We start from the raw sequence: 21,918 nt of genomic DNA, 5'->3' as shown, positions 1-21,918 counted from the left end.
CCCGCCATTACCAATCAACCGACCTCCTTGCATGGCCGTCTTCACCGCTGTCACCGACCAAGAGCTTGCCCAATGGCTGCACGACTACGATCTCGGCGATGTTGTCGAATTTCGCGGCATCCAGTCCGGCATTGAAAACAGCAACTTCTTCCTGACGACGACGCGCGGCGAATACGTCCTGACGATCTTCGAAAAGCTGACGGCCGAACAACTGCCGTTCTACCTCGACTTGATGCGGCATCTCGCCTCGCACCGCGTGCCGGTACCCGACCCCATGCCGCGCAAGGACGGCGCGCTCTTCGGCCTGCTGCACGGCAAGCCCGCGGCCATCGTCTCGAAGCTCGAGGGCAAGCCCGAACTCGCGCCCGGCGTGGAGCACTGCGCGGAAGTGGGCCAGATGCTCGCGCGCATGCATCTGGCGGGCCGCGATTACCGTGGCGACCAGCCGAACCTGCGCAGCCTTTCTTGGTGGGAAGAAACGGTGCCGACGGTGCTGCCGTTCCTCGCCGACGCCCAGCGCACGCTCCTCACGAACGAACTCGACCATCAGCGCGCGTTCTTCGCCTCGGCCGATTACGCGGCGCTGCCGGGCGGCCCGTGCCATTGCGACCTGTTCCGCGACAACGCGATGTTCGCGCACTCACACCCGGCGCCGGGCCACGAAGTTCGGCTGGGTGGCTTTTTCGACTTCTATTTCGCCGGCTGCGACAAGTGGCTCTTCGACGTGGCCGTGACCGTGAACGACTGGTGCGTCGACCTCGCCACGGGCAAACTCGACACGGCGCGCGCCGACGCGCTCTTGCGCGCCTACCAGACCGTGCGCCCATTCACGCCCGAGGAAACACGTCACTGGATCGACATGCTGCGCGCAGGCGCGTACCGCTTCTGGGTCTCGCGCCTGTATGATTTCCACCTGCCCCGCTCGGCCGAACTGCTCAAGCCGCACGATCCCGGCCACTTCGAGCGCATCCTGCGCGAGCGCCTCGCCGGTAGCGAGGCGGGCTCCCATCACGCCTTGCCCCATCGCCCATGCAACTAATTGAAGTCCCCGCGAAGACGGGCTACGTCTGGTTCCGCCAGGGTATCTGGCTGTTCCGCCGCAATCCGCTCGCGTTTCTCACGCTGTTTTTCGCCTATTTGCTGGCGATGACGCTGATTTCCGCCATTCCCGTGATCGGCGGCGTGCTGCCGCTCCTGTTCGTGCCCGGCGTGGCCGTCGGCTTCATGGCGGCGTGCCGCGACACGATCGCAGGCAAGCCGGTGTTCCCAACCATCCTGATCGACGGCTTTCGTTCGTACGGCAGCAACGTGGCGAAACAGCTACTGGTGCTCGGGGCGATTTACGTGGTGGCGATGCTGCTGGTGCTGGCCGCGTCTGCGTTCGTGGACGGCGGCGCGCTATTGCGCCTGATGACGATCGGCGGCGACCTCGACGCGGAAGCGCTCGCCAACAGCGACGTGCCGCTTGCTGTGCTCGCCTCGCTGCTTTGCTACGTGCCGGTGTCGATGCTGTTCTGGTTCGCGCCCGTGCTCACGGCATGGCACGACGTGCCGCCCGTGAAGGCCATGTTCTTCAGCATCGTGAGCTGCTGGCGCAACAAGGGCGCGTTCATGGTGTACGGCGCGCTGTGGTTCGCGGTTTCGACCGTCGTATCCATCGGCTTGTCGGCACTTCTGCGCGCGCTCGGCGCGGGCGACTTCACGGTGGCGATCCTGATGCCCGCGCTCATCATCGTGACGACGATGCTCTATTGCTCGTTCTACGCGACCTATCGCGGCTGCTACGGCGTGCAGGAAAAGCAGCCCGCCGAAATGCCGGACTCGGGCCGCTGAACGGCGTGGCGATCACGCACGCTTAAACGCAAAAACGGCGCCTTGGGCGCCGTTCTCGTTTTGCCCCGTCGTTATGGAGGGGGCGCAGCATTCCTGCTTAGCCGTAGTGGTTCATCCACGACGGGTGGCGCGTGGCCTTCTCGCGATCCATCTTGCGCATACGGAATTCGAGATCGTAGATGTCGACGGACTGCGCGAGATACGCTTCCTCGCGCTGCTGGCGGCGAGCTTCGGCGGTTTCGGAGAGGAACAGGAAAAGACGGCTGAGCAGGTACATGATTTGGCCCTTCTTTGACGGGCACGTGCCCGCGAATCGAATGAAGCCATTATAGGGTAAACCCTATTCAGGGTAAACCCCCAAATTGCCCGCAGGCGCTTTTAACCTGCGTCCTGCGTCAATTCGTCGTCGTAGGCTTCGTCGAAGGCCTCGCGGCGATGAGCCCCGAAAAAGTCCCAGATGAGTGTGCTTGCGTCCGGTCCCGTCGAGGAATGGAACGGCACGGTGTCGTCGCCGCCGCTCCAGGCGTGGTCGAGGTCCGCCACGCGGCACAGCCGCACGACGCTCGCGCCGTCGAGTTCGTAATCCTGCTCGCGATAACCGTCCTTGAAAGTCTCGTGCGACACGACGCCCTGACGCACGCCTCGCGAATCCGCAAGGCCATTCAAGCGCAACAGTTGCACCGCGAGCTGTTCCGCATTGACGGGCGCAACCACCGCATCGGAGTCGCCCTGCACGACGATCGCCGGGATGCCCGGATGAATGCGTGCGCCCAATTGGGTATCGACGAGCGCCACAGGATCGTGGTGCACGCCGCGCCGCATCACGTCGAGCGCGGTCACACCGGAGCGTGCCTCACCGAAAGCGGGGCCGGAATGCAGCGCGATGGCTGCGAAGCGGCTGGGCGAACGGATCGCGAGCAGCATGGCGAGCCCTGCGCCCGCCGACAAGCCCGCCAGATAGACGCGCGAGCGATCGAACCCATGCTCCTCGACGAGCGTGTCGACCAGCGAAACGACGGCTGCCGCCTCGCCGCCGCCCGCCGCGTCGCGCGAGTCGTACCAATGCCAGCATTGGTGCGGGTGCGCACGCTCCGACTGCTCGGGATACACCACCGCGAACCCATGGCGGTCGGCGAGCAGATTCATGCGCGTGCCTTCCGCGAAAGAGTCGATCGACTGCTTGCAGCCATGCAGCATCACGACGAGCGGCATGCCCGCCGTCTTGTGCCCCGGGGGCAGATAGAGCCCGTAAGCCAGCGAGCGCCCGGCATGCTGGGCGTTCGCCGGTACAAGGTGCTCCGCTCGGCGCCATTCGCCCGCGGCCCAGGCGGCCGCGCGCGGACCCACGCGCGACTCCCGCACCGGCGCGCCGCTGCGTGCCTGCGCCGGCGTAACGCGCTTCGCCGCCTGATCGGCTGCGGCCTGAGCGGCGCGCCAGATTGCCTGCGGCTTGGGCGTATCGATTCCCGCGCCCTTCAGGGCGTCGCGGGTAGCCCGGGTCTGGATGGCGAGCAGACGTCGCATGCCACCTGCCCATAGCTTCGTCAGATTTTTCGTCATCTATGGCCTCATAAAAGGGTCCGACACATCGTGGCGTTTTGCCGCGATCCGTCGTTGTGCAACGCACAATAACACCATTTGAACGCGACTGCAGATCGGACCAGTTCGATTCCGTCCATGTGTACGCTCGACGGGGCACGCCTTCGTTTATGCGACGCAGCTATACTGGAAACTTGTCTCAGGCGCGTGTCGGCCAGCCAGGCGGCTCGCGCGTTGAGTAGCTATCAGGTAGCGACTCAGCACCTGCAATCCCTGGATTCTCTTCAGACAGCCGGCAGCGCGGACTCATGCCAGATTTACCCATTCACCTGTGGTACTCGATTACCAACCTCGGCGGCGCAGGCCTCACCCTGCCGCTGGCGTTGGCTATCGCGCTGTGGCTTCTGGTCGGCTACTCGTGGCGCATGGCGGCGAGCTGGGTGTTGCTGCTCGGCCTGGCAATCGGCCTCGTAACGCTCACCAAAATCGCGTTTCTCGGCTGGGGCGTAGGGGTAAGAGAACTGGACTTCACGGGCATCAGCGGCCACGCCATGCTTTCCACGGCCGTCTATCCCGTCGCCTTTTTCCTGGTGCTGCAAGGCGCACCGTCCTTCGTGCGCGCCGCAGGCGTGACCATGGGGCTCGCGGTGGGGCTCGCGGTCGCGCTCTCGCGCGTGGTGCTCGACGCCCACTCGCCTTCCGAAGCTGTCACGGGCTGTGTGGTCGGGGCGCTCACCGCGCTCGTGTTCGCGCGGTACTGGTGGCAGACGCAAGCCCGGCGAATTTCGGCGGCGGTCGTCGCGCTGAGCCTTGTGGCACTCACTGTCGCATTGCACAACGTGCATGTACCCACGCATCGCTGGGTCACGAACATCGCACTGACCGTTTCGGGGCACGATCGGCCCTACGTGCGCGCCAAATGGAAGGCCAATCGCGTCAACCGCGCACCGGTCGCGCCCGTCTCGCAAACCCGCAACGGCCTCGCGCCGCCCCCTCAGCGCCACGCCTGATCACGCCCCGCTGGCCGCACCCCGGCCGGCCGCTGCTCAGATGCTCAGCCGCCCACGCCCAGCAGCACACTCGAAGCCTTGAACACGGCTGTCGCCGTTTGCCCTGCGGCGAATCCGAGCGCGTCCACGCTCGCGTCGGTCACGATCGCAGCGATCACGGTGCCGCCCGGCAGGGCGAGCGTCACTTCGGCGTTCACGGCGCCGCGCCGCACGACCTCGATCGTCCCGCTCAGCCGGTTGCGCGCCGAAAGCCGCGCCGCATCCGCCGCGCTCGCGACCAGCACGACCGACGTCGCCTTCACGAGCGCCACCACGGGCGCGCCTGCGGCAAGCCCGAGGGCTTCGGCGCTCTCTCGCGTGATCGTGGCGACGAGCGCTTCGCCGCCGGGCAGCGCGATCGACACCTCGTCGTTCACCGCGCCCATCACGATTGCCGAGACGGTGCCAAAAAGCTGATTGCGCGCGCTCGTGCGCATGGCGAAGCGCCCGAGCACGGCTAGATCGCGCGCGAAACCGCCAGCCTGTGCATCGTCACTTTCATGCGACACGGCCCCGAGCGCGTGCGCCGCGCGCTCGAGAAAGCGCTGGTGCTCGCGCTCGATGGCGCGAAACGTTTCGATGAGCCGCAAGGCGCGCGGCGTGAGCGTCGTTCCGCCGCCGCCCTTGCCACCCGTCGCCCGTACCACCAGCGCTTCGCCCGCGAGATTGTTCATGACGTCGACGGCGTCCCAGGCGCCCTTGTAGCTCATGCCGACCGCCTTCGCAGCGCCTGTGATCGAACCGGTCGCATGGATCGCTTCGAGCAGCGCGATGCGCGCCGCGCCACCGAGCATCTGCTGACCGGACTGAAACCAGACCGAGCCGCCCAGACCGAGTTCCGGCGCTTCGGAGGATTGGGATGTGTCTGGGGAACCGGCATCTGCGTGGCCGGCGCCGGTGGTTGGGGAGTTCGAGTCAGTGGGATTCATCATGCGCTAACGAGCAAAAACAAGACGAAATAAGCAAAGGTTCGGTGTGGTCCGCCAAAATCCGCCAGCGATTATAGAGACACGCCTCAGGCGCCGCGCGTCACCTTCGGCTCGCCCAGTTCGCGCAGCAGGCGTTCACCTTCCTTTGCGGTATAGCGCTTGACGGCCTCGCACCAGCCACGCGCGAACCCGAGCTGATACGGCTCGGCATCCATGCGCTCGAGATAGCGCAGGGCCACTGCGGCGTCGTTGCCGTCGCCGAGCACGCTCTGCAGCCGCGCAAGCGAGCGAGCCACCTCTACGCGCGTGCGGCGCGACGTGAGCGTGGCGAAGAATTCGATCGTGTAGCGCAAATACTTCGCGTTGATACGTGCGCGATGCCGACTCGCCTCGTCGATGGCGGTGAGCTTTTGCGTGCTCACGAGCCGCTCGTAGTAGCGCCGCACGCGCTTCTTCGCGTGGCGATGCAGCGAAAGCCCAGTGGCGCCGGCGTCGCTCGCGCGCCGCGCGAGCGTGTCGAGCCACTGGAGCCACGCCAGCGCCACCCGCGCGTAGCGCTGCGAAGCCAGCGCCTCGCGCAGCCGCGCTCGTGCGGCCAGCCGCTGCGCGTTCGCCTCGTCGCGAATCGCGTTCCAGCGCCCCGGCTCGACGTCGGCGGCGGCGAGCGCCGGCAACGTCGATTCGACGAAGACGTCGCGGTCGCGCGCTTCGCCGAGGAGGCCGCCCAGCCATTTGAGTTCCGGCTCGATGCGCGTCTCCCAGGTCTCATCGCACCAGCGCGAGAAGATGCGCATGGCGGTGCGCAGCCGCCGCTGCGACACGCGCATCTGATGGATGAACTCGCCGTTCGTGCTATCGCGCACGCCCGCGTCATTGCCGAACCACTGCGCGCTAATGTTGCGGCCGATCGCCACGAGCGCGGCTTCGGCCGTGACCGCGCCGCCGAGATCCACGGCTTCGGCTTTGATGGCTTCAGCGGCACCGGTCACGCCCGCGGTGGCGCGCTCGAGCGCGTCGGTCAAGCGCACGAACGCTGGCAGCGCCTCGATCAGGTCGCCGGCACAGGCGAAAAGCGCTTCGACGATAGGCCGCTCGTCCTGGTCTTCGGGCCAGGGCGCACTCACGCGTAACTCGTGCAGGTCGGGTGGCGGCGCCGGAGCCTCGCGGTGAGTGTCCTGGGCCAGCGCGACTTGCGGCAGGGCGGATCGCTCGTGCAAGTCTTCGTCGAACGTGAGCAGCACCTCGATGCCGTCGCGCGGCCACTGCCAGCGGCTGCGCGTAGCCACGAGCGTGGCCGACGCAGAGAGATCGTCCGCGCTGCCCAGCGCCTCGCGAAACGGCTCGGACGCGGCGTCGAAGAGCGCATGCGCAATGCCATTCGCGTCGAGCGCCGCCTCGAAGATCGGCGCGACCACGGTGATCCCCGGCGTATGAACGCGCCGACTCGATACGACGACGTGCTGCGTGTCGCCGCGCGATTCGACAGCGACGCGCCAGCCGAGCCCCCCAAGGACGCCGCCGCGGTCGAAGGCGACCGTCGTCACGCATTCGCGCGCATCGGGCAACGGCACGAGCGACGGCAAGGCCGCGCACAGGCTGGCGCCCCGCTCCGAAAGCTTCGGGCTGGCGTGCGCTCTGGGCGCCGCTCCAGTGGCGGCGGCTGTTGAGCTTCTTCTATCCGGCGCTGCCGGGATCACGACATCCAGCACGATTTCCAGAACGCGATCCATGAACGCTCCAGGATTCTGTGGGTGGGCGCGAAGGCGTAGATCAGTGCAAGCGGATGGAGAACGAGGAACTGCGACGACGCGATCGATGGTACACGCGAGTGCGCCTCGACGCCCCAGGTAACCTCCCTGACCCTTCCAGCAGGTATCTGATGATGGTCAAGACTGCCACGATGAGACGGTGGAAAAATAATCACGTTTCCGTTTATCTCATTTTGCCCATCTGTAAGGAGTGTTGAGTGTTCCCAGAGTACAGAGATTTGATTTCGCGCCTCAAGGTTCAGGACGACCATTTCGCCCGGATTTTTCATCGTCACAACGAGCTCGACCAGCAGATCAAGAACATGGAGGCGGGTGTCGTGGCTTCGCATGGCATGGAAGTCGAGCAGTTAAAAAAAGAAAAGCTTCAACTCAAGGACTCGCTCTACCTGATCCTGAGAAAAGCGGCAAACGCCTGAATCAGGCGGCGTCCAGCGCTGGCCACCCGTGTGCCGGCGCTGGCCATCGACCGCCGGCTTTGCCCTGGCGCTGCCACTCAGGTCTCGACGGCTTCCCTGCGCTTCATTGCCGCTCGCGCGTCGTCGGTCCCGCTTTGTTGCTCCAGATTCGATGCTCCCGCTTTGAATGCGAGTCACTCCGCATGCGCTCCCATCTCCGCATCCGCCGACACATGCCCAAATCCATTCCCTATTCCACTTCCGACATCACCAGCCCAGCCGCATGACTGCCGCTCGTCACGCCGCACAGCGCCGAGTTACGCACCGTCGACAGTGCCGTCGAGTCCGCGAGCGAGGTCATCGCGGGCGCTGTCCATGATCTCGTTTCGCGCACTCACGCCGAGCAAAATCCGCCCGCTATGTTGCTCGAGTCGATCGCGGCATTGATGCAAGGCATGTCATCCGACGAAGCCGCCCAGTTGCGCAGCCTGATCCTCGAAGGCAACCCTGCCGACTGGCGCAACTCGCGCACGCGCCACCCCGACGAGGAACTTGCCGCTGGCTGGCGCGAAGGCAGCTATCCGTATCGCAATTTGATGTCGCGTCGCGCCTACGAGCGGCAGAAGTATCGTCTGCAGGTCGAACTGCTCAAGCTTCAGGCGTGGGTACGCGATACCGGCCAGCGCGTGGTGATCCTGTTCGAGGGCCGCGACGCAGCCGGCAAGGGCGGTACGATCAAGCGCTTCATGGAGCATCTGAACCCGCGCGGCGCGCGCGTGGTAGCGCTCGAAAAGCCCACCGAAGTCGAGCGCGGCCAGTGGTATTTCCAGCGCTATGTGCAGCATCTGCCCGCGGCGGGGGAGATCGTGCTGTTCGATCGGTCCTGGTACAACCGCGCGGGCGTCGAGCATGTCATGGGCTTCTGCACGCCTGAGCAATATGCCGATTTCATGCAGCAAGTGCCAGAGTTCGAACGGCAGTTGATTCGCAGCGGAATCCATCTGATCAAGTTCTGGTTCTCGGTGAGCCGCGCGGAGCAGCGTCGGCGCTTCAAGGAACGCAAGGTGCATCCACTCAAGCAATGGAAGCTGAGCCCTGTCGATCTCGCTTCGCTCGACAAGTGGGAGGCGTACACGCAGGCGAAGGAGGCGATGTTCTCGCAAACGGACACGGCCGATGCGCCGTGGACAGTCGTTCGCTCCGATTGCAAGAAACGCGCGCGGCTCAATGCCATGCGGTTCGTGCTGCATAAGCTGCCCTATGCGAGTCGGGATGGGGAGGCGATCGGGGTAGTCGATCCGTTGCTGGTGAGTCGGGCGCTGTAGGCGCGTGGTGGCCCTTCCAAATTCGGCCTTGCAGCATCGCACAAGACCACCTGGCCGCCGGCGGCCACACCCGGGCGGAACCGGTTCTTTCGGCGCAGATCGCGATTTTCAGGGAATCCATCGAGCAGCCGGACTCCGTCGCGCGCGCGGTGCTCGCGGCACTGGGCGAAAGCCCGGCGCTGCTCGATGACCTGAAGGCCCTGGATACGGCCAAGATGGAAACGCTGCAGGCTGAGGCACGCGATCTCGAACTCTCGCTGCTACGCTACTTTGCCGCGAGCGGCATTGCGTTCAGCACGCTGCTCGGGCTTTCGGCTGCACCCGACGCGCTACGGGAACGGCTTTTCGACCGGCTGCTCGACGAGGAGAAGGGGTGATGCGGCTGCCTCGCGAAAGCAATCGCGAGGCACGTTGACGGTGGCGCAACTAGACCGCTCGCTCAGGTCGCGTACTGCGCCACCCCATTCCCAAACGACCAGTTTTCCCGCGCGACATCCACGAGATTGACGAACACATCCTCGCGCCTCACCCCCGGATCGCGCGCGAGGTTTTCGGCAATCTGCGCGAACAGCGCCTTCTTCTGATCCTGCCCGCGCGTATTGTTCGCAGCGATCTGAATCATGACCAGATCGTCGCTGCGCTCGATCCCCAGGTAATGCCGGCCGAACACGAAATTATCGGCATCGTGCTCAGTGATGAGCATGAAAATGTCGTCTTCAGGCACCTTGAAAACCTCCATTAGCGCTTGATGGATGCCCTGCGTGAGCGCCTTGCGATACGTGGCGGGCTTGCCTGCACGAACAGCGATACGAGTGAATGGCATGTCGATCTCCTTCTTCGGTGGGTTTGACGTGACATCAGCTTAGGCGCGATCTATCATAATAAACAGGCATAGATAGATATTTCATCCATTTTCATCCGAAATGAAACCACTGGATCTCGACGCCGTGCGCGCCTTCGTGCTCGTCGCCGAACTGCGGAGCTTCACGCGCGCCGCCGACGCCCTCGACACCACGCAATCGGCCGTGAGCCTTAAGCTCAAGCGCCTCGAAGCGCATCTGGGCAAGCAGTTGCTCGAACGCACACCGCGCGTCGTGCGGCTTTCGGCGGACGGTCTCACGTTCCTTGCCGCGGCGCGCGACCTGCTTGGCGCGCACGAGCGCGCGCTCGGGGCGCTTTCTGGCGACGAGCGGCGGCTCGCGCTGGGCCTGAGCGAGCATGTCGCGGATGCAAACCTGGCCCGCCAGCTCGCCCAGCTTCGCGTTCATGACCCGCGGCTCGTAATCGAGCTGCATCTGGGGCTTTCCGCGCAGTTGCTCGCGCAGTATGACGAGCGGCGGCTCGATGCCGTCATCGTTCGTCAGGAGGAAGGGGAAACGCCGCGCGGCGATGCGCGTCGGCTCTTCGCGGAGCCGCTCGTCTGGCTAGCGGCGCCGCAATGGCAGTGGCAGCCCGGCACGGCGCTGCCGCTCGCGCTGCTCGCCGCGCCCTGTGCGGTGCGGGCGGCGGCGATTCGCGCGCTCGACGTCGCAGGCGTGGCGTGGACAGAAGTGTTTGTGGGCGGCGGCGTCGCGCCGGTGGGTGCCGCGCTGGCCGCGGGTCTCGCGGTGTCGCCACTGGCGCGACGCGTCGCGCCGCGCGAACTCATCGACGTCGGCGCGCGGCTCGGCTTGCCCGCGTTGCCGGCTTCGCAAGTGATGCTTCACTCGCGGGTGCGCGAGCCTGCAACCGCCGCGACGCTGCAATTGCTCGCTTCGGGGCTCGGCACGGGCTAAACGGCGCTCAGCTCAGGATGGGCGGCAGTGCGTGCGGCGCGGGAATCGCGCGCTGGATGTGCGGCGGCGGCGCATCCACCACGAGCCTGCGGCGCGGCGCGGGACGTACCGCGGCGGGCTTCGGCGCGGGCCGCTTTTGCGTGACGGTTTTGGGCGCGGGTGCCGCGCCAGACGGCGGATGCTGCGCACGTGCCGCCGCGTGGACCTCGCCGGGCGTATGCCGCTGCGCCGCGGCATGGCCCTTGGCGTGCGACGGCTTGCCGACCTTCGCAACAGTGCGCGGGGCGCTCGCATGCGCTGAATCCGTTGCGTGCGCAGGGCGTCCGGTCGTGTGCGACGCCGCAGTACTGTGCGCGCCACGCGCTTTGGATGCGTGCGCCCCATGCGACTGCCGCGCAGCACCCGCTCCCTGCCCCGCATGCGCCCCTGCCGCCTTCGCCTGCCCCAATGCCCACACCGGCGCGGCAAAAACCATTGCCGCGACCATCAATATGCCTGCCCGCACCCCGTCTCTCCCAATTGCCGTCCCAATGTCCGGCGAGGATTATACCGAGTCAAAACTTGCAATAATCCATATATGGACTAATATCTACTAACAGTTCAATTCGGGACTCGACCACCATGCCGCCTGCCACTGCTTCCGTTTCTGCGTCGCGCCGTCCTGCCGAGCCATCGCTCACCGAAATGTCGGCGGCGGGGCTGAGGGCGTTCTTCCGCATTGCGATCGACTGGGACCTGAGCGCCGAAGAGCAGATAATTCTGCTCGGCTCGCCGGGCCGATCCACGTATTTCAAGTGGAAGCAGTCCCCGCAAACCGCCCGGCTCGGCCGCGACACACTCGAACGCCTTTCGCTGCTGCTCGGCATCTACAAGGCGCTGCAAATCCTCCTGCCCCAACCCACCTCCGCCGACACCTGGATCAAGCGCCCCAACAGCGCGCCGCCCTTTGGCGGCCGGCGCGCGCTCGACCGTATGCTGGCCGGCAATGTCAGCGACCTCGTGGCGGTGCGCCAGTATCTCGACGCAATGCGAGGCGGCTGGGCGTGACGCAACCGAACTGGCAAGACCGCTGGCGCAGCGCGCAGCTCATCTGGTCACCCGCGTTCAGGGTGATTCCTACCCGTTTTCCCGCCGTGAACCTGTTCGACCGCGTGGCTTCCGCGGACGACTTCGAGGCGCTCTACGCGCTCGAAGCGCTCACCAACGACCGCCTGCGCACCGAAACCGGCGACCTCGACCTCGTGCCGCGCGAGGAGCGCCGCTTCGGCCCTGGCTACGGGCCGATCATGGCGGCCTTCACGCATCTGAATCCGCAGGGCAGCCGCTTTTCCGATGGCACGTACGGCGTGTTCTACTGCGCGCGCTCGCGCGCCACTGCCGTTGCGGAAACGCGCTATCACTCGGGGCTCTTTCTCGCGGCCACGAACGAGCCGCCCATCCGCCAGCAAATGCGGCTCTATACGGTGGTCGCGCAGGGCGAGGTGATCGATTTGCGCGGCGACCCCGCGCTCGATCCGAGTGTGCTCTCGCCCGACGACTACACAGCCGGCCAGGTGCTAGGCCGCGCCGCCCGCGAGGCGGGTGCGCGCGGCATTGCGTATCCGTCGGTGCGCGACGAGGACGGCGAATGCCTCGCCGCATTCAGCACGACACTGTTGCGCGCGTGCCATCACGCGGCGTATCTGGAATACAACTGGAATGGGCACACGATCGACATGGTGTTCGAGTTGAACCGCATCGTGTAGCCCGAACGGCCAGCGAGAAACCGGCAGGCGCAAGCCTCAGGGCAGCACGATCGCGGCTGCGCCGTGCGCGAGCGCTTCGACCTGCGAGACCGACCAGATGCGCGACGTGAGCGCCTCGACCATGGTGAGGCGTCCTTCGGTGATGAACGCTCCGGTGTCGATGAACACCTGCGAGCCGATCTGCCGCACTTCACGCACCGGCGTATGCCCGCAGAACGTGAGCGAGAGCGCATGGCGCGCCGGGTCGCCGGTGCCGAGCACGAGATCGCGCCCCCAAAGCATGCGTTCGCGCACATCGGAATCGAACTGGCCGCGGTCGAGCGCGGCATCGTCGCCGAAAAATTCCGCGTGGATGATGTTGAAGCGCTTTTCGCCCTCGCCCACTACGCGCGCCAGCGGCAATTGGCGCAGCCGTTGCGCGTAGCGCACGAGTTCGGCGTCAGGCACGCTCTGCGCCCAGCCGCCACCGATGCCATACCAGCGATTGCGCGGCATCCGCCCTTCGGCCACGGCGCACAGCGCGTCTTCGTGATTGCCGAGCACGGCGTAGAACCACGGTTTATCGAGCAGCGCGAGCGCCTGTTCGCACTGCTCGCGTTCGCCCCGGTCAACGAGATCGCCCACCGAAAACAGCCGGTCGCGCGCGGTGTCGAACTCCACTTCGCGCAAAAGATAGCGCAACGCCTCCACACAACCATGCAAGTCGCCTACAACGAAGTCGCGACCTGCAAGGTTAGCGGCATGGTGCTGCACGAGAGCGTCGGGTGTATGCGTCATTACTTAATCATAGCGCTGTGTGAGTGGGCCATATGAGCGCCAAATATCGTAGCGACAAAGATTGCGAAGGGCGCGTCACGAGGCAGACTGCATGCAAGCGGCGTGCCTGCATCCACAGCATACGCGTTTGCGGCCGCCGCTGCCGCCGCTGCCACCGTGAGCGCCGCGCAAAGTCCTCGCGCCACCATTGAGTCACTGGGGCTGGGCACGCAGCGCCGCGACTTCGTCGGCCGTGAGGGTGGCCTGCGGATTACCGAACTGCTTCGTCACGTAGTTGGAAATCGCCGCCACCTGGTCGTTGCTCAAAGCATCGCCGAATGCCGGCATCAGCACGTCACTGTCCTTCGTTTGACGCCGCACGCCGTGCAGGATCACCATCGCCAGGTTGTCCGCGCTCGGCGCGCCCACCACGCTGTTGTGAATGAGCGCCGGATACGCACCCGGCGCGCTTCCCCCCACGCCCTCGCCGGTCCAGTGGTGGCAGCTCGCGCAATTCGCCACGAAGAGCTGCAGGCCGCTGTCGGTCGCGATGGTCGTGCCGCGCAGCGCGGTGATATCGTCCACGGCCAGCTTGCCCCACGCATCGCGCGGCCGCGTCACGCCGCCCGAAACCGGCGGCAGTGCACGCAGGTACGCCACGATCGAGCGCAGGTCTTCGTGCGTCAGATATTGCGTCGAATGCTGGACCACATCCGCCATCGGGCCCGCTGCGTTTGCGTGGCCCACGGCAACGCCGGTGGAAAGGTAGGCGATCAGCGCGTCGTCGCTCCAGTTGCCAATGCCGCTCGTGCGCTCGGGCGTGATGTTGTACGCCTGCCAGCCCGCTTGCGTCGCGCCCGAGAAGCGCTCGGTCGTCTTGAGGCCCTGCATGAAGTTGCGCGGCGTGTGGCACTCCTCGCAATGCGCGAGGCCTTCGACGAGATAGGCGCCGCGGTTGAGTTCGGCGCTTTGCTTCGGGTCCGGCACGAAGCGGCCTTCGTTGAAGTTGAAGAGATTCCACACGATCATCAGCCAACGCTGGTTGAACGGAAAGCGCAGCTCGTTCGCGGGCGGCGTGTAATGCACCGGCGCGAGCGTGTTCAGATACGCGCGGATCGAGTGCACGTCCTGCTCGGTCATGCGCGAGAATTCGACGTAAGGAAACGCGGGATAGAGCCGTTCGCCGCCTTTGCCGATGCCTTCGTGCAACGCGCGCACGAAGTCGGTATCGCTCCATCGACCGATGCCGGTTTCGGGGTCCGGCGTGATGTTCGGCGTGTAGATTTTTCCAAACGGCGTGCTGATGGGCAGCCCGCCCGCAAATGGTTTGCCCGGGTCGGCGGTATGACACGCGGCGCAATCGCCTACGCGCGTGAGATATGCGCCGCGCTTGATGAGATCGGGCTTGTCCGCGTCCGCATTGGGTGCGGATGTGTCGTCGCCGCGCGCCGTGGACATCGGCAGTTCGTCGATGGGACGCGTTTGCGATTCGTGCGACGCGTGCCACGCGATATAGAGCGCAAAGGCACAGAAAAGCGCGGCCGCGATGGCGGCACGCGCGCGTCTCTCTCGCTCGTGATTGGCGGTGGCCGCGGCGGGGGACTTCGTTGTTTTCATCGTCTGGCTCGCATCAAAGCTCGTGGCGCAGCTTGTCGGCCAGCTTCAGCGACAGCGCGGCGATCGTCAGCGTGCAGTTCACCGAGGCGGCGGAGGGCATCACCGCGCTGCTGGCAACGAACAGGTTCGAATGATCGTGCGTGCGGCAATCGGCGTCGACGACCGAATCGGCAGCGTTTGCGCCCATGATCGTCGTGCCCATGATGTGATTGTTGGGCGCGAAGGTGTCGTCGAACGTAATGTCCGTGCCGCCGAAAAGCTGCGCGATCTGCGCATACAGTTCATGCGTGTTCGCCGCGCTTTTCTTCACGTAGTCGTTGATCGAGTAATAGATTTCGGGTTGTGGAATGCCGAGCCCGTCCTTGTGCTCGCTCGAGGGCAGCACGCGGTTCTGCGGCTCGGGCAAGTGCTCATGAAAGCTGTTGATGTTGAGCGTGCGCGATGTGCGCTCGCGTATCTCGCGGTCCAGTTCCGCGCCGGTCAAGCCGTTCTGAATGAGCGCGGCCGTGACGGCCATGGTGGGCACCGCGTTCGAGAGATGCAGTTTCTTCGACGCATACCCGGAGCGGAACGCGCCATCGCGAAAGTTCACGACCGAGGTCATTTCCATGGGCCCGCGCCCCGGCCACAGCGGCTCGTTGGCCATGAACGTGACGCCCGTGCCCGGATGATCCATGAGATTGCGGCCCACCTGGTCGGAGCTGTTGCCAATGCCGTGCGGGAACGCGTCGCTCGTCGACATCAGCATGAGCTTGGGCGTTTCGATGCCGTTCGCGGCGAGCACGAAGAGCTTGCCGGTCACACGGGTGCTTCTGCCGTTCGGGTCCTTGTAGTGGACCGCGGTAACGAGCCCTTTGTTGTCGGCCTCGATGCGATAGACCACGGCCTGCGGCACGAGCTTCGCGCCCGCACGCTCGGCCTTGTCCGCGTGCATCACGCCGTTGTACATCGCCCCGATCGGGCAGATCGGCATGCAGTTGTTGTTGCCGCAGCAGGTGGGGCGTGCATCGAACGGGCGGCTGTTGCGCGCGACCGGCTCGGGCACCACGTGAAAGCCATTCGCATTCAGCACTTGCGAGAAGCGCTGATCCATCCACGAAAGCGGCAACATGCTCATTGGATAGGGTTTGGAGCGCGGCGAACCGAGATCGTATGCAGCGTCCGGTCCAGAGACGCCCAACTCCACTTCCGCGAGCTGATACCACGGCTCCAGCGTCTCGTAAGGATAGGGCCAGTCTCGGCCCACGCCGTACTGCGTTTTCAAACGAAAGTCCGCAGGCAGCAAACGCCAGGCGGCGGCGGCCCAGTGCCATGTGGTGCCGCCCACGAGACGCAGATACTGCGAGTTGTACGGATAATCGCCCTTCTGCACGAGATAGTCGTTGGGCGGGACGTATTCGGGATGCGGCGCGTAGCTCACGGAAGGATAGGGCGTGGCGAAATCGGCCTTGGCCGGCGAGTTACGGAAGTTCTCCACGATCTGCCAGCGCGCGAGACGAGGCCCCGCTTCGAGCAGCACCACGGAAGCGCCGGCCAGGGCGAGCTGGTGCGCCACCAGACTGCCCGCCACGCCGGAACCGACGACGACCACGTCGGCGGAATGTCCTGTCGCCATTGTCGACCTCTTCCTTTCGCTTTCGTCGTGGGGACCTGGCGCGGTCCGTTATGTGCGCGCTTGGTGTTCTGCTATTCGCCAGCGGGTTTCTGCTTCCAGTAGAACGGCACGTCGCGGCAATACGAGGGAATCGTGAGCACGTCGTTGACGGGGTCGAACATCAACGCCTTTTCGTAGGCCACCACTTGCACTTTCGGCATCTCGCCGACGAGTCCGAGATACCACGCGCGCATGATGTCGCCCACCATCGAGGCGAGTTCCGGCTGATCGGTCTTGAGCGCGGCGGTCACGGTATCGGAGGGCACACTGCGATGACCTTCAATCCATGTATTGAGCGTCGCGACGTTCGCGTCGAACTGGCTGCTTGCGTTGTCGAGCGCGGCATAGACGCGCTTGCCGAGCACGGCGTTAAAGCTCGTGCGACCAGTGAGGCGCTGCGATAGCTCGATGAAGGCTTCATAGCCGCTACCGGATGCGGATGCGGGCGCCGGCGTGGCCGTAGCCGCAAACGCACGGCCCATGCCAAACGACGCACGCGAGGGCCCAACAGAGCGCCCGGCAGCCGCGAAGGCGAGCAGCGCCGCTGCGCACGCTCCCGAAACGAAACGCCTGCGCCCGGGACGGCCGAGGCGGTCAAATGCAGCGGGAAGATCGTGCGGCGCCTGAGACATCCCGTGTTGTGTCACATCTGTCATGAGCACTCCAGATGAGGTCGATCCCCGCCTGGACGACCAGGCTTCGGGGCGAGACACGCTTGCCGCCGGCGCGGGCGGCGCTTGATGCTCTGCAACGACAACAGACGTTTGCTATCGTCGATCAACGCGGATCACTGCATATGCACCATCGTTGCGCTGACTTCGAAAGCACGTTGCCGCGTTGCGCAAGCAATATAGCCCCTTATGGCCCGATAAGACAAACCGAAAGCTTGCATGCCGGGCATAACAGCGCGTCACCACGCGAGGCACCGCACGGTAGAATCGCCGCAAGCATTCATCACCCCGCGCCACCCCGCCCCCTTCGCGCGCCACGCCATACGCCATGAACCTCATTCCACAGGTGCTGCGCAACCGGCCGCACATGATGATCGCCATCGCCGTGGGCATCGTGCTCGGCGCCCTCGCACCCGCCTCGATCCACACTTCGGCGCGCGTGCTGCTCGGCTGGGACGCCACGGTGTGGACCTACCTCGTGCTGATCTGGCTGCACATGGTGTTCGCAAACGAAGAGAGCGTGCGCGCGAACGCCCGCCGCGAAGACGAAAACGCGGGCACCGTGCTGTTCCTGATCTGCACCGCAACGGTCGCGAGCATCGTCGCCATCGTCATTGAACTGGGCACGACGAAAGATCTCGGCACGGCCTCGAAAGTGCTGCATTCGCTGCTCACGGGCGCGACGCTCATCGGCGCATGGTTTCTCATTCCCACCATCTTCACGCTGCACTACGCGCGTGTGTACTACGGCTCCGATCCCAACGAGCCCGCCCTCGCGTTTCCCGACAAAAAACTCACGCCGAATTACTGGGACTTTCTGTACTTCTCGTTCACCATCGCCTGCGCTTCGCAAACCGCCGATATCGGCCTGCGCGGGCGCAGCGCGCGGCGCGGTGTGCTCGCGCAATCGATTTTGTCGTTCTATTTCAACGTTTCTGTGCTAGGGCTATGCGTGAACATCGCCGCGAGCATGGTCGGTAGCTAATCCCCTTTTCCTTTTTCGCCGCTGCAACGGATACCGGCAATCGCCGCCGGTTTCTCAGGTCAATTCACCGGTCGTTTCACCTGTCTTTTCGCCCAAGCTATGCGAACGTGCGCCTGCGCGCGGCGGTGCGCGCCCGTATCGCTCATGGGCATGTGCCTTGCTCCCCTTCCCCGCAAGTCGCCATGCGGCGCAAGCGGTTTGGTTCCGGCCTGCTCTTGCACTACTCTGAACAGGTGCCTGTCCACACGCGCAGCGCGGCACGCTCCGGCAGCCCCCGGGCGGCGCGATCGCATGACGGCTAATCCCGCCTTGCATCCCCTTCGCCTGACGTACCTGGAATACGACCGATGGAACCACCCCACGCCTATGCGCCGCGGATCTACTTCGTCCATTCCGTCCTCGCTGGACCACTCGACGCGTGGCCGGCCCACATCGCCCGCGCGGCGTCGCTTGGTTTCGACCACGTCCTGATCGGCGCGCTGTTCGCCTCGGGCGCGTCGGGCGACGACCGCATCGTCGCCGACCATGCGCGCCTGAACGCGGCCTTCGGCTCCCCGCTTTCCGCCGACGACGCCATCCGCGAACTCGCCCTCGTGGCGCAATCGCGCGGCGTCACGCTGCTCGCGGATCTCGTGCTCGACCGCAGCGCCGCCGACGGCGCGCTCTACGCCGCGCATCCCGAGTGGTTCCACCCCTTCGAGCCCGAAGACGCGCGCCTCGACCCACGCCACGGCCATCTCGAAGCCAACGTCGCCTATGCCGATTTCGAGCGCGCGAGCGCGCCGCTCGTCGCATGGTGGACCGCGCGCGCCATTGCGCTCGTCGATGCGGGCATCGGCGGCTTTCGCGTGGACTCGCCGCACCGCACGCCCCCGCACGTGCTGCGCGCGATCTTCGACGCCGTACGCGCGCGCTTTCCACAAACGCGCTGGCTCGCCGCTACACCCGGCCTGCCGCGCGAGGCGATCGCGCACCTCGAAGGTGCAGGCTTCGACGCAGCCTTTTCCTCGCTGCGCTGGTGGGACTTCTCGTCGAGCTGGATGGTCGAGGAGCACGCCGCGTTGCGCCGCGTGGGCTCACCGATAACGTTTCCAGAATCGCCCTATGGCACGCGATACGTCCACGACCAGGAAGGCGCCGCCGATGCGCGCGCTGTCGAACGCGCCTATCGCCGCATGCTGCGCGCGGCGGCCGCGCTCGGCACCGGCTGGCTCATGCCGATGGGCTTCGAATACGGCGTGGACGAAGCGACCTCGCACAGCGGCAACAGCGCGCAGGCGTGGGAAGCCGCGAAAGCGCGCGCGCCATTCGATCTAAGCGCCGATGTCGCGCACGCCAACGCGCTGCAACGCGAAACGTGGACACTGCAAACCAACGGTGAGCTGCGCGCGCTCAATGGCCCGGGCGCCAGCGTCGCGGCGCTCTTGCGCGGCGACCGCGCGGACCTGCGCGACGCGGGCGACGCCGTGCTCACCCTCATCAACCCCGCGCTTGCCGCACCTGTGCGTGTGAATCTCTCACGCCTGCTCGACGGCGTGCCTGGCGGCTTCACGCGCTTCGCCCCGCTCGATGCCGTAACGCTGCGCGGCGCACGCCTGCCCGCAGCGCGCGACGCGAGCGCGATTCCCGACACGTTCACGCTGCCCGCGGGCGCATGCTGGATCTTCCGGGCGCTCGCGAGCCCGCTCGTGGTGCTCGCGCCACCCGAAGATCGCGGAAAGACCGATACGAGCGGCCACAAGAGCGTGCTCGAAGCGATCGCGGCGCCCCGCATCGCGATCGAGAGCGCGCAGCCCTCGGTCGATCACGGGCGCTTCGCCGCGAAGCGTACCGTGGGTGAGCGCTGCGAAGTGCGCGCGGCGATCTTCGCCGAGGGCCACGACCGGATCGACGCCGCCGTGCTCTGGCGCGCCGCCGACGAAACCGCCTGGCACGAATCGGCCATGACGCCCGTGCAGCCTCCCGGCACCGACCTGTGGGCGGGCCACATTCCGCTCGATCGCGTGGGACGCTACGAGTACGTCGTGATCGCCTGGCGCGACGACTTCGCCTCGCTCGCGGAACATCTGCACAAGAAGCGCGTGGCGAACCAACCTGTCGATCTGGAGCTGGAGGAAGCGAGCCGCCTGTTCGCGCTCGTGCTCGCCACGGCCGAAACATCGGGCACGGGCGACGACGACCAGGAGCGCATCAACGAAACACTCGACGCCATCGTCAAGCGTTTCATTGGTGCGGACACCGAAACACGTTGCGCGATCATCGCCGCGCCTTCGACGGCCGCCGCCGTGCGCGCCGCGCGCCATCGCCCGTTCCTTTCGCGCGACACGATCGTGGGGCGCGTGGATGCAGAGCGCAGCGCCGCGCGCTTCGCGAGCTGGTACGAGATCTTCCCGCGCTCGATGAGCGACGACGAATCGCGCCACGGCACCTTCGACGACGTGATCGCGAAGATGCCACGCATTCGCGAAATGGGCTTCGACGTGCTGTACTTCCCGCCGATCCACCCCATTGGCCTCGCGAACCGCAAGGGGCGCAACAACACGCTCAATGCGCAGCCGGACGACGTGGGCAGCCCCTATGCGATCGGCGCGGCCGAGGGCGGCCACACCGCCGTGCATCCGCAACTGGGCACGCTCGAGGACTTCTGCCGCATGCTCGCCGCCGCGCACGAGCAAGGCCTCGAAATCGCGCTCGATTTCGCGATTCAATGCTCGCCGGACCACCCATGGCTCAAGGCGCATCCCACCTGGTTCGCATGGCGGCCCGACGGCACGCTGCGCTACGCCGAAAACCCGCCGAAGAAGTATCAGGACATCGTGAACCCCGAGTTCTACGCGCACGACGCGAAGCCCGATTTGTGGCTTGCGCTGCGCGACGCGATCCTGTTCTGGGTAGACACGGGCGTGCGCATTTTCCGCGTGGACAACCCGCACACCAAGCCGCTGCCGTTCTGGGAATGGATGATCGCCGACGTGCGCGCGCGCCACCCGGACGTGATCTTCCTCTCCGAAGCCTTTACGCGGCCGCGCCTCATGTACCGGCTCGCCAAGCTCGGCTTCTCGCAGTCGTACACCTACTTCACGTGGCGCGAATCGAAGCGCGATTTCACGGAGTACCTCACTGAACTTACGCAGACGGAAGTGCGCGACTTCTATCGGCCGAACTTCTTCGTCAACACGCCCGATATCAATCCGCGCCATTTGCAGACCGGCGCGCGCTCGAGCTTTCTGATCCGCGCGGCGTTGGCCGCGACGCTTTCCGGGCTGTGGGGCGTGTATTGCGGCTTCGAGCTTTGCGAAGGACGCGCCATGCCCAATTCGGAGGACTATCTGGACTCCGAAAAATATCAATTGCGCGCCTGGGACTGGCATCGTCCCGGCAATATCGTCGCGGAGATCGCCGCGCTCAATCGCATTCGCCGCGCCAACCCTGCGCTGCACACGCATCTCGGCATCACGTTCCTCGACGCCCGCAACGACTCGCTGCTCTGCTTCGAAAAAGCCACGCCCGCGCGCGACAACGTGATCGTCGTGGCCATCAATCTCGACGCCTTCAACGAACAGGGCGCCGACTTCGAACTTTCGTGGGCGACGTTCCAGCGCTGGCACCTCGACGACCACGCGGCGCTCAACGTAGTCGACGAAATGACGGGCGAGCGCTTCGAGTGGCGCGGGCGCTGGCAGCACGTGCGGCTCGACCCGCAGGCGCAACCGTTCGCGATCTGGCGCATCGAGCCCGTGAAGGGCCTGCCGCGCGAAGAACCACTGCCTGAAGACGATAAGCACGATCAGCACGTCGAGGGCCATCCCGAACTCGACGCCGACTTCCCGCCCGGAGGCGCGACATGAAACGCGATCCCGCTACGCACGAGCCTGT

General features: G+C 65.6%; 21 protein-coding genes. 11 read left to right on the top strand and 10 right to left on the bottom strand.

What is annotated here, in order from left to right; genetic code table 11:
* The first annotated feature begins 31 nt into the window (after positions 1-31).
* Both JMY28_RS12095 and JMY28_RS12090 read left to right on the top strand, forming a co-directional pair.
* On the top strand, positions 32-1,039 hold the full coding sequence (locus JMY28_RS12095) for a homoserine kinase (RefSeq protein ID WP_201696163.1): 1,008 nt from the start codon (positions 32-34) through the stop codon (positions 1,037-1,039).
* Positions 1,030-1,833 carry a BPSS1780 family membrane protein gene (locus tag JMY28_RS12090; protein ID WP_201696162.1) on the top strand — a complete coding sequence of 268 codons (804 nt, stop codon included), beginning with the start codon at positions 1,030-1,032 and terminating at the stop codon, positions 1,831-1,833. The genes JMY28_RS12095 and JMY28_RS12090 overlap by 10 nt, the downstream gene beginning before the upstream one ends.
* Before the next feature lie 97 nt (positions 1,834-1,930).
* Here the strand turns inward: JMY28_RS12090 and JMY28_RS12085 are convergent, their stop codons facing one another.
* Together JMY28_RS12085 and JMY28_RS12080 are read right to left on the bottom strand one after the other, a co-directional pair.
* Positions 1,931-2,110, bottom strand: a complete 180-nt coding sequence (locus JMY28_RS12085; RefSeq protein ID WP_042269847.1) for a DUF3563 family protein — start codon at positions 2,108-2,110, stop codon at positions 1,931-1,933.
* 101 nt (positions 2,111-2,211) lie between these two features.
* Positions 2,212-3,393, bottom strand: coding sequence for an extracellular catalytic domain type 1 short-chain-length polyhydroxyalkanoate depolymerase (locus JMY28_RS12080; protein WP_201696161.1), 1,182 nt, complete (start codon positions 3,391-3,393; stop codon positions 2,212-2,214).
* Between the two features lie 287 nt (positions 3,394-3,680).
* Here JMY28_RS12080 and JMY28_RS12075 point away from each other — a divergent pair, with 287 nt between their 5' ends.
* On the top strand, positions 3,681-4,382 hold the full coding sequence (locus JMY28_RS12075; RefSeq protein WP_201696160.1) for a phosphatase PAP2 family protein: 702 nt from the start codon (positions 3,681-3,683) through the stop codon (positions 4,380-4,382).
* Positions 4,383-4,426: 44 nt separating this feature from the next.
* Here JMY28_RS12075 and JMY28_RS12070 read toward each other — a convergent pair whose 3' ends face one another.
* Together JMY28_RS12070 and JMY28_RS12065 are read right to left on the bottom strand one after the other, a co-directional pair.
* A complete protein-coding gene (locus tag JMY28_RS12070) occupies positions 4,427-5,353 on the bottom strand; it encodes a TOBE domain-containing protein (protein WP_236596814.1) in 927 nt (308 codons plus the stop codon).
* 83 nt (positions 5,354-5,436) lie between these two features.
* Positions 5,437-7,080 carry a CHAD domain-containing protein gene (locus JMY28_RS12065; protein WP_201696159.1) on the bottom strand — a complete coding sequence of 548 codons (1,644 nt, stop codon included), beginning with the start codon at positions 7,078-7,080 and terminating at the stop codon, positions 5,437-5,439.
* 236 nt (positions 7,081-7,316) lie between these two features.
* On the opposite strand from JMY28_RS12065, the gene JMY28_RS12060 reads away from it, so the two are divergent.
* From JMY28_RS12060 to JMY28_RS12050, 3 genes are all read left to right on the top strand, one after another.
* Complete coding sequence (locus JMY28_RS12060; protein ID WP_201696158.1) at positions 7,317-7,535, top strand: YdcH family protein; 219 nt, start codon at positions 7,317-7,319, stop codon at positions 7,533-7,535.
* Positions 7,536-7,801: 266 nt separating this feature from the next.
* Positions 7,802-8,839, top strand: coding sequence for a polyphosphate kinase 2 (ppk2, locus tag JMY28_RS12055; protein ID WP_201696358.1), 1,038 nt, complete (start codon positions 7,802-7,804; stop codon positions 8,837-8,839).
* A gap of 20 nt (positions 8,840-8,859) precedes the next feature.
* The gene (locus tag JMY28_RS12050) at positions 8,860-9,216 is read left to right on the top strand and encodes a hypothetical protein (protein ID WP_328809396.1); all 357 of its coding nucleotides are present in this window, start codon (positions 8,860-8,862) and stop codon (positions 9,214-9,216) included.
* Between the two features lie 62 nt (positions 9,217-9,278).
* Here JMY28_RS12050 and JMY28_RS12045 read toward each other — a convergent pair whose 3' ends face one another.
* On the bottom strand, positions 9,279-9,662 hold the full coding sequence (locus JMY28_RS12045; RefSeq protein WP_201696157.1) for a tautomerase family protein: 384 nt from the start codon (positions 9,660-9,662) through the stop codon (positions 9,279-9,281).
* 100 nt (positions 9,663-9,762) lie between these two features.
* Between JMY28_RS12045 and JMY28_RS12040 the strand changes: the two genes are divergently transcribed.
* Complete coding sequence (locus tag JMY28_RS12040; protein WP_201696156.1) at positions 9,763-10,614, top strand: LysR family transcriptional regulator; 852 nt, start codon at positions 9,763-9,765, stop codon at positions 10,612-10,614.
* A gap of 7 nt (positions 10,615-10,621) precedes the next feature.
* Here the strand turns inward: JMY28_RS12040 and JMY28_RS12035 are convergent, their stop codons facing one another.
* On the bottom strand, positions 10,622-11,089 hold the full coding sequence (locus tag JMY28_RS12035; protein WP_201696155.1) for a hypothetical protein: 468 nt from the start codon (positions 11,087-11,089) through the stop codon (positions 10,622-10,624).
* 146 nt (positions 11,090-11,235) lie between these two features.
* Here JMY28_RS12035 and JMY28_RS12030 point away from each other — a divergent pair, with 146 nt between their 5' ends.
* Positions 11,236-11,661 carry an MbcA/ParS/Xre antitoxin family protein gene (locus tag JMY28_RS12030; protein ID WP_201696154.1) on the top strand — a complete coding sequence of 142 codons (426 nt, stop codon included), beginning with the start codon at positions 11,236-11,238 and terminating at the stop codon, positions 11,659-11,661.
* Entirely contained in the window at positions 11,658-12,359 is a 702-nt protein-coding gene (locus JMY28_RS12025) for an RES family NAD+ phosphorylase (protein ID WP_201696153.1), read from the top strand. Before JMY28_RS12030 ends, JMY28_RS12025 begins: the two co-directional genes overlap by 4 nt.
* Before the next feature lie 36 nt (positions 12,360-12,395).
* On the opposite strand, the gene JMY28_RS12020 is transcribed toward JMY28_RS12025, so the two are convergent.
* The 4 genes from JMY28_RS12020 to JMY28_RS12005 form a co-directional block, all read right to left on the bottom strand.
* Positions 12,396-13,136, bottom strand: coding sequence for a metallophosphoesterase (locus JMY28_RS12020; RefSeq protein WP_201696152.1), 741 nt, complete (start codon positions 13,134-13,136; stop codon positions 12,396-12,398).
* A gap of 192 nt (positions 13,137-13,328) precedes the next feature.
* Entirely contained in the window at positions 13,329-14,732 is a 1,404-nt protein-coding gene (locus JMY28_RS12015) for a c-type cytochrome (RefSeq protein ID WP_201696151.1), read from the bottom strand.
* A 13-nt stretch (positions 14,733-14,745) separates the two neighbouring features.
* Positions 14,746-16,347: a GMC family oxidoreductase gene (locus tag JMY28_RS12010; RefSeq protein ID WP_201696150.1), complete on the bottom strand. Its 1,602-nt coding sequence runs from the start codon at positions 16,345-16,347 to the stop codon at positions 14,746-14,748.
* Positions 16,348-16,418: 71 nt separating this feature from the next.
* The gene (locus JMY28_RS12005; RefSeq protein ID WP_236596833.1) at positions 16,419-17,018 is read right to left on the bottom strand and encodes a sorbitol dehydrogenase family protein; all 600 of its coding nucleotides are present in this window, start codon (positions 17,016-17,018) and stop codon (positions 16,419-16,421) included.
* A gap of 367 nt (positions 17,019-17,385) precedes the next feature.
* On the opposite strand from JMY28_RS12005, the gene JMY28_RS12000 reads away from it, so the two are divergent.
* Together JMY28_RS12000 and JMY28_RS11995 are read left to right on the top strand one after the other, a co-directional pair.
* On the top strand, positions 17,386-18,042 hold the full coding sequence (locus JMY28_RS12000; protein ID WP_201696148.1) for a DUF1345 domain-containing protein: 657 nt from the start codon (positions 17,386-17,388) through the stop codon (positions 18,040-18,042).
* A gap of 347 nt (positions 18,043-18,389) precedes the next feature.
* Positions 18,390-21,890 carry a maltotransferase domain-containing protein gene (locus JMY28_RS11995; protein WP_201696147.1) on the top strand — a complete coding sequence of 1,167 codons (3,501 nt, stop codon included), beginning with the start codon at positions 18,390-18,392 and terminating at the stop codon, positions 21,888-21,890.
* Positions 21,891-21,918 lie beyond the last annotated feature (28 nt).

Source organism: Paraburkholderia hiiakae (assembly GCF_904848665.1).
Classification (GTDB): domain Bacteria; phylum Pseudomonadota; class Gammaproteobacteria; order Burkholderiales; family Burkholderiaceae; genus Paraburkholderia; species Paraburkholderia hiiakae.
Note: the sequence above shows the minus strand (reverse complement) of the source record. Positions and strands in the feature narration are given on the sequence as shown.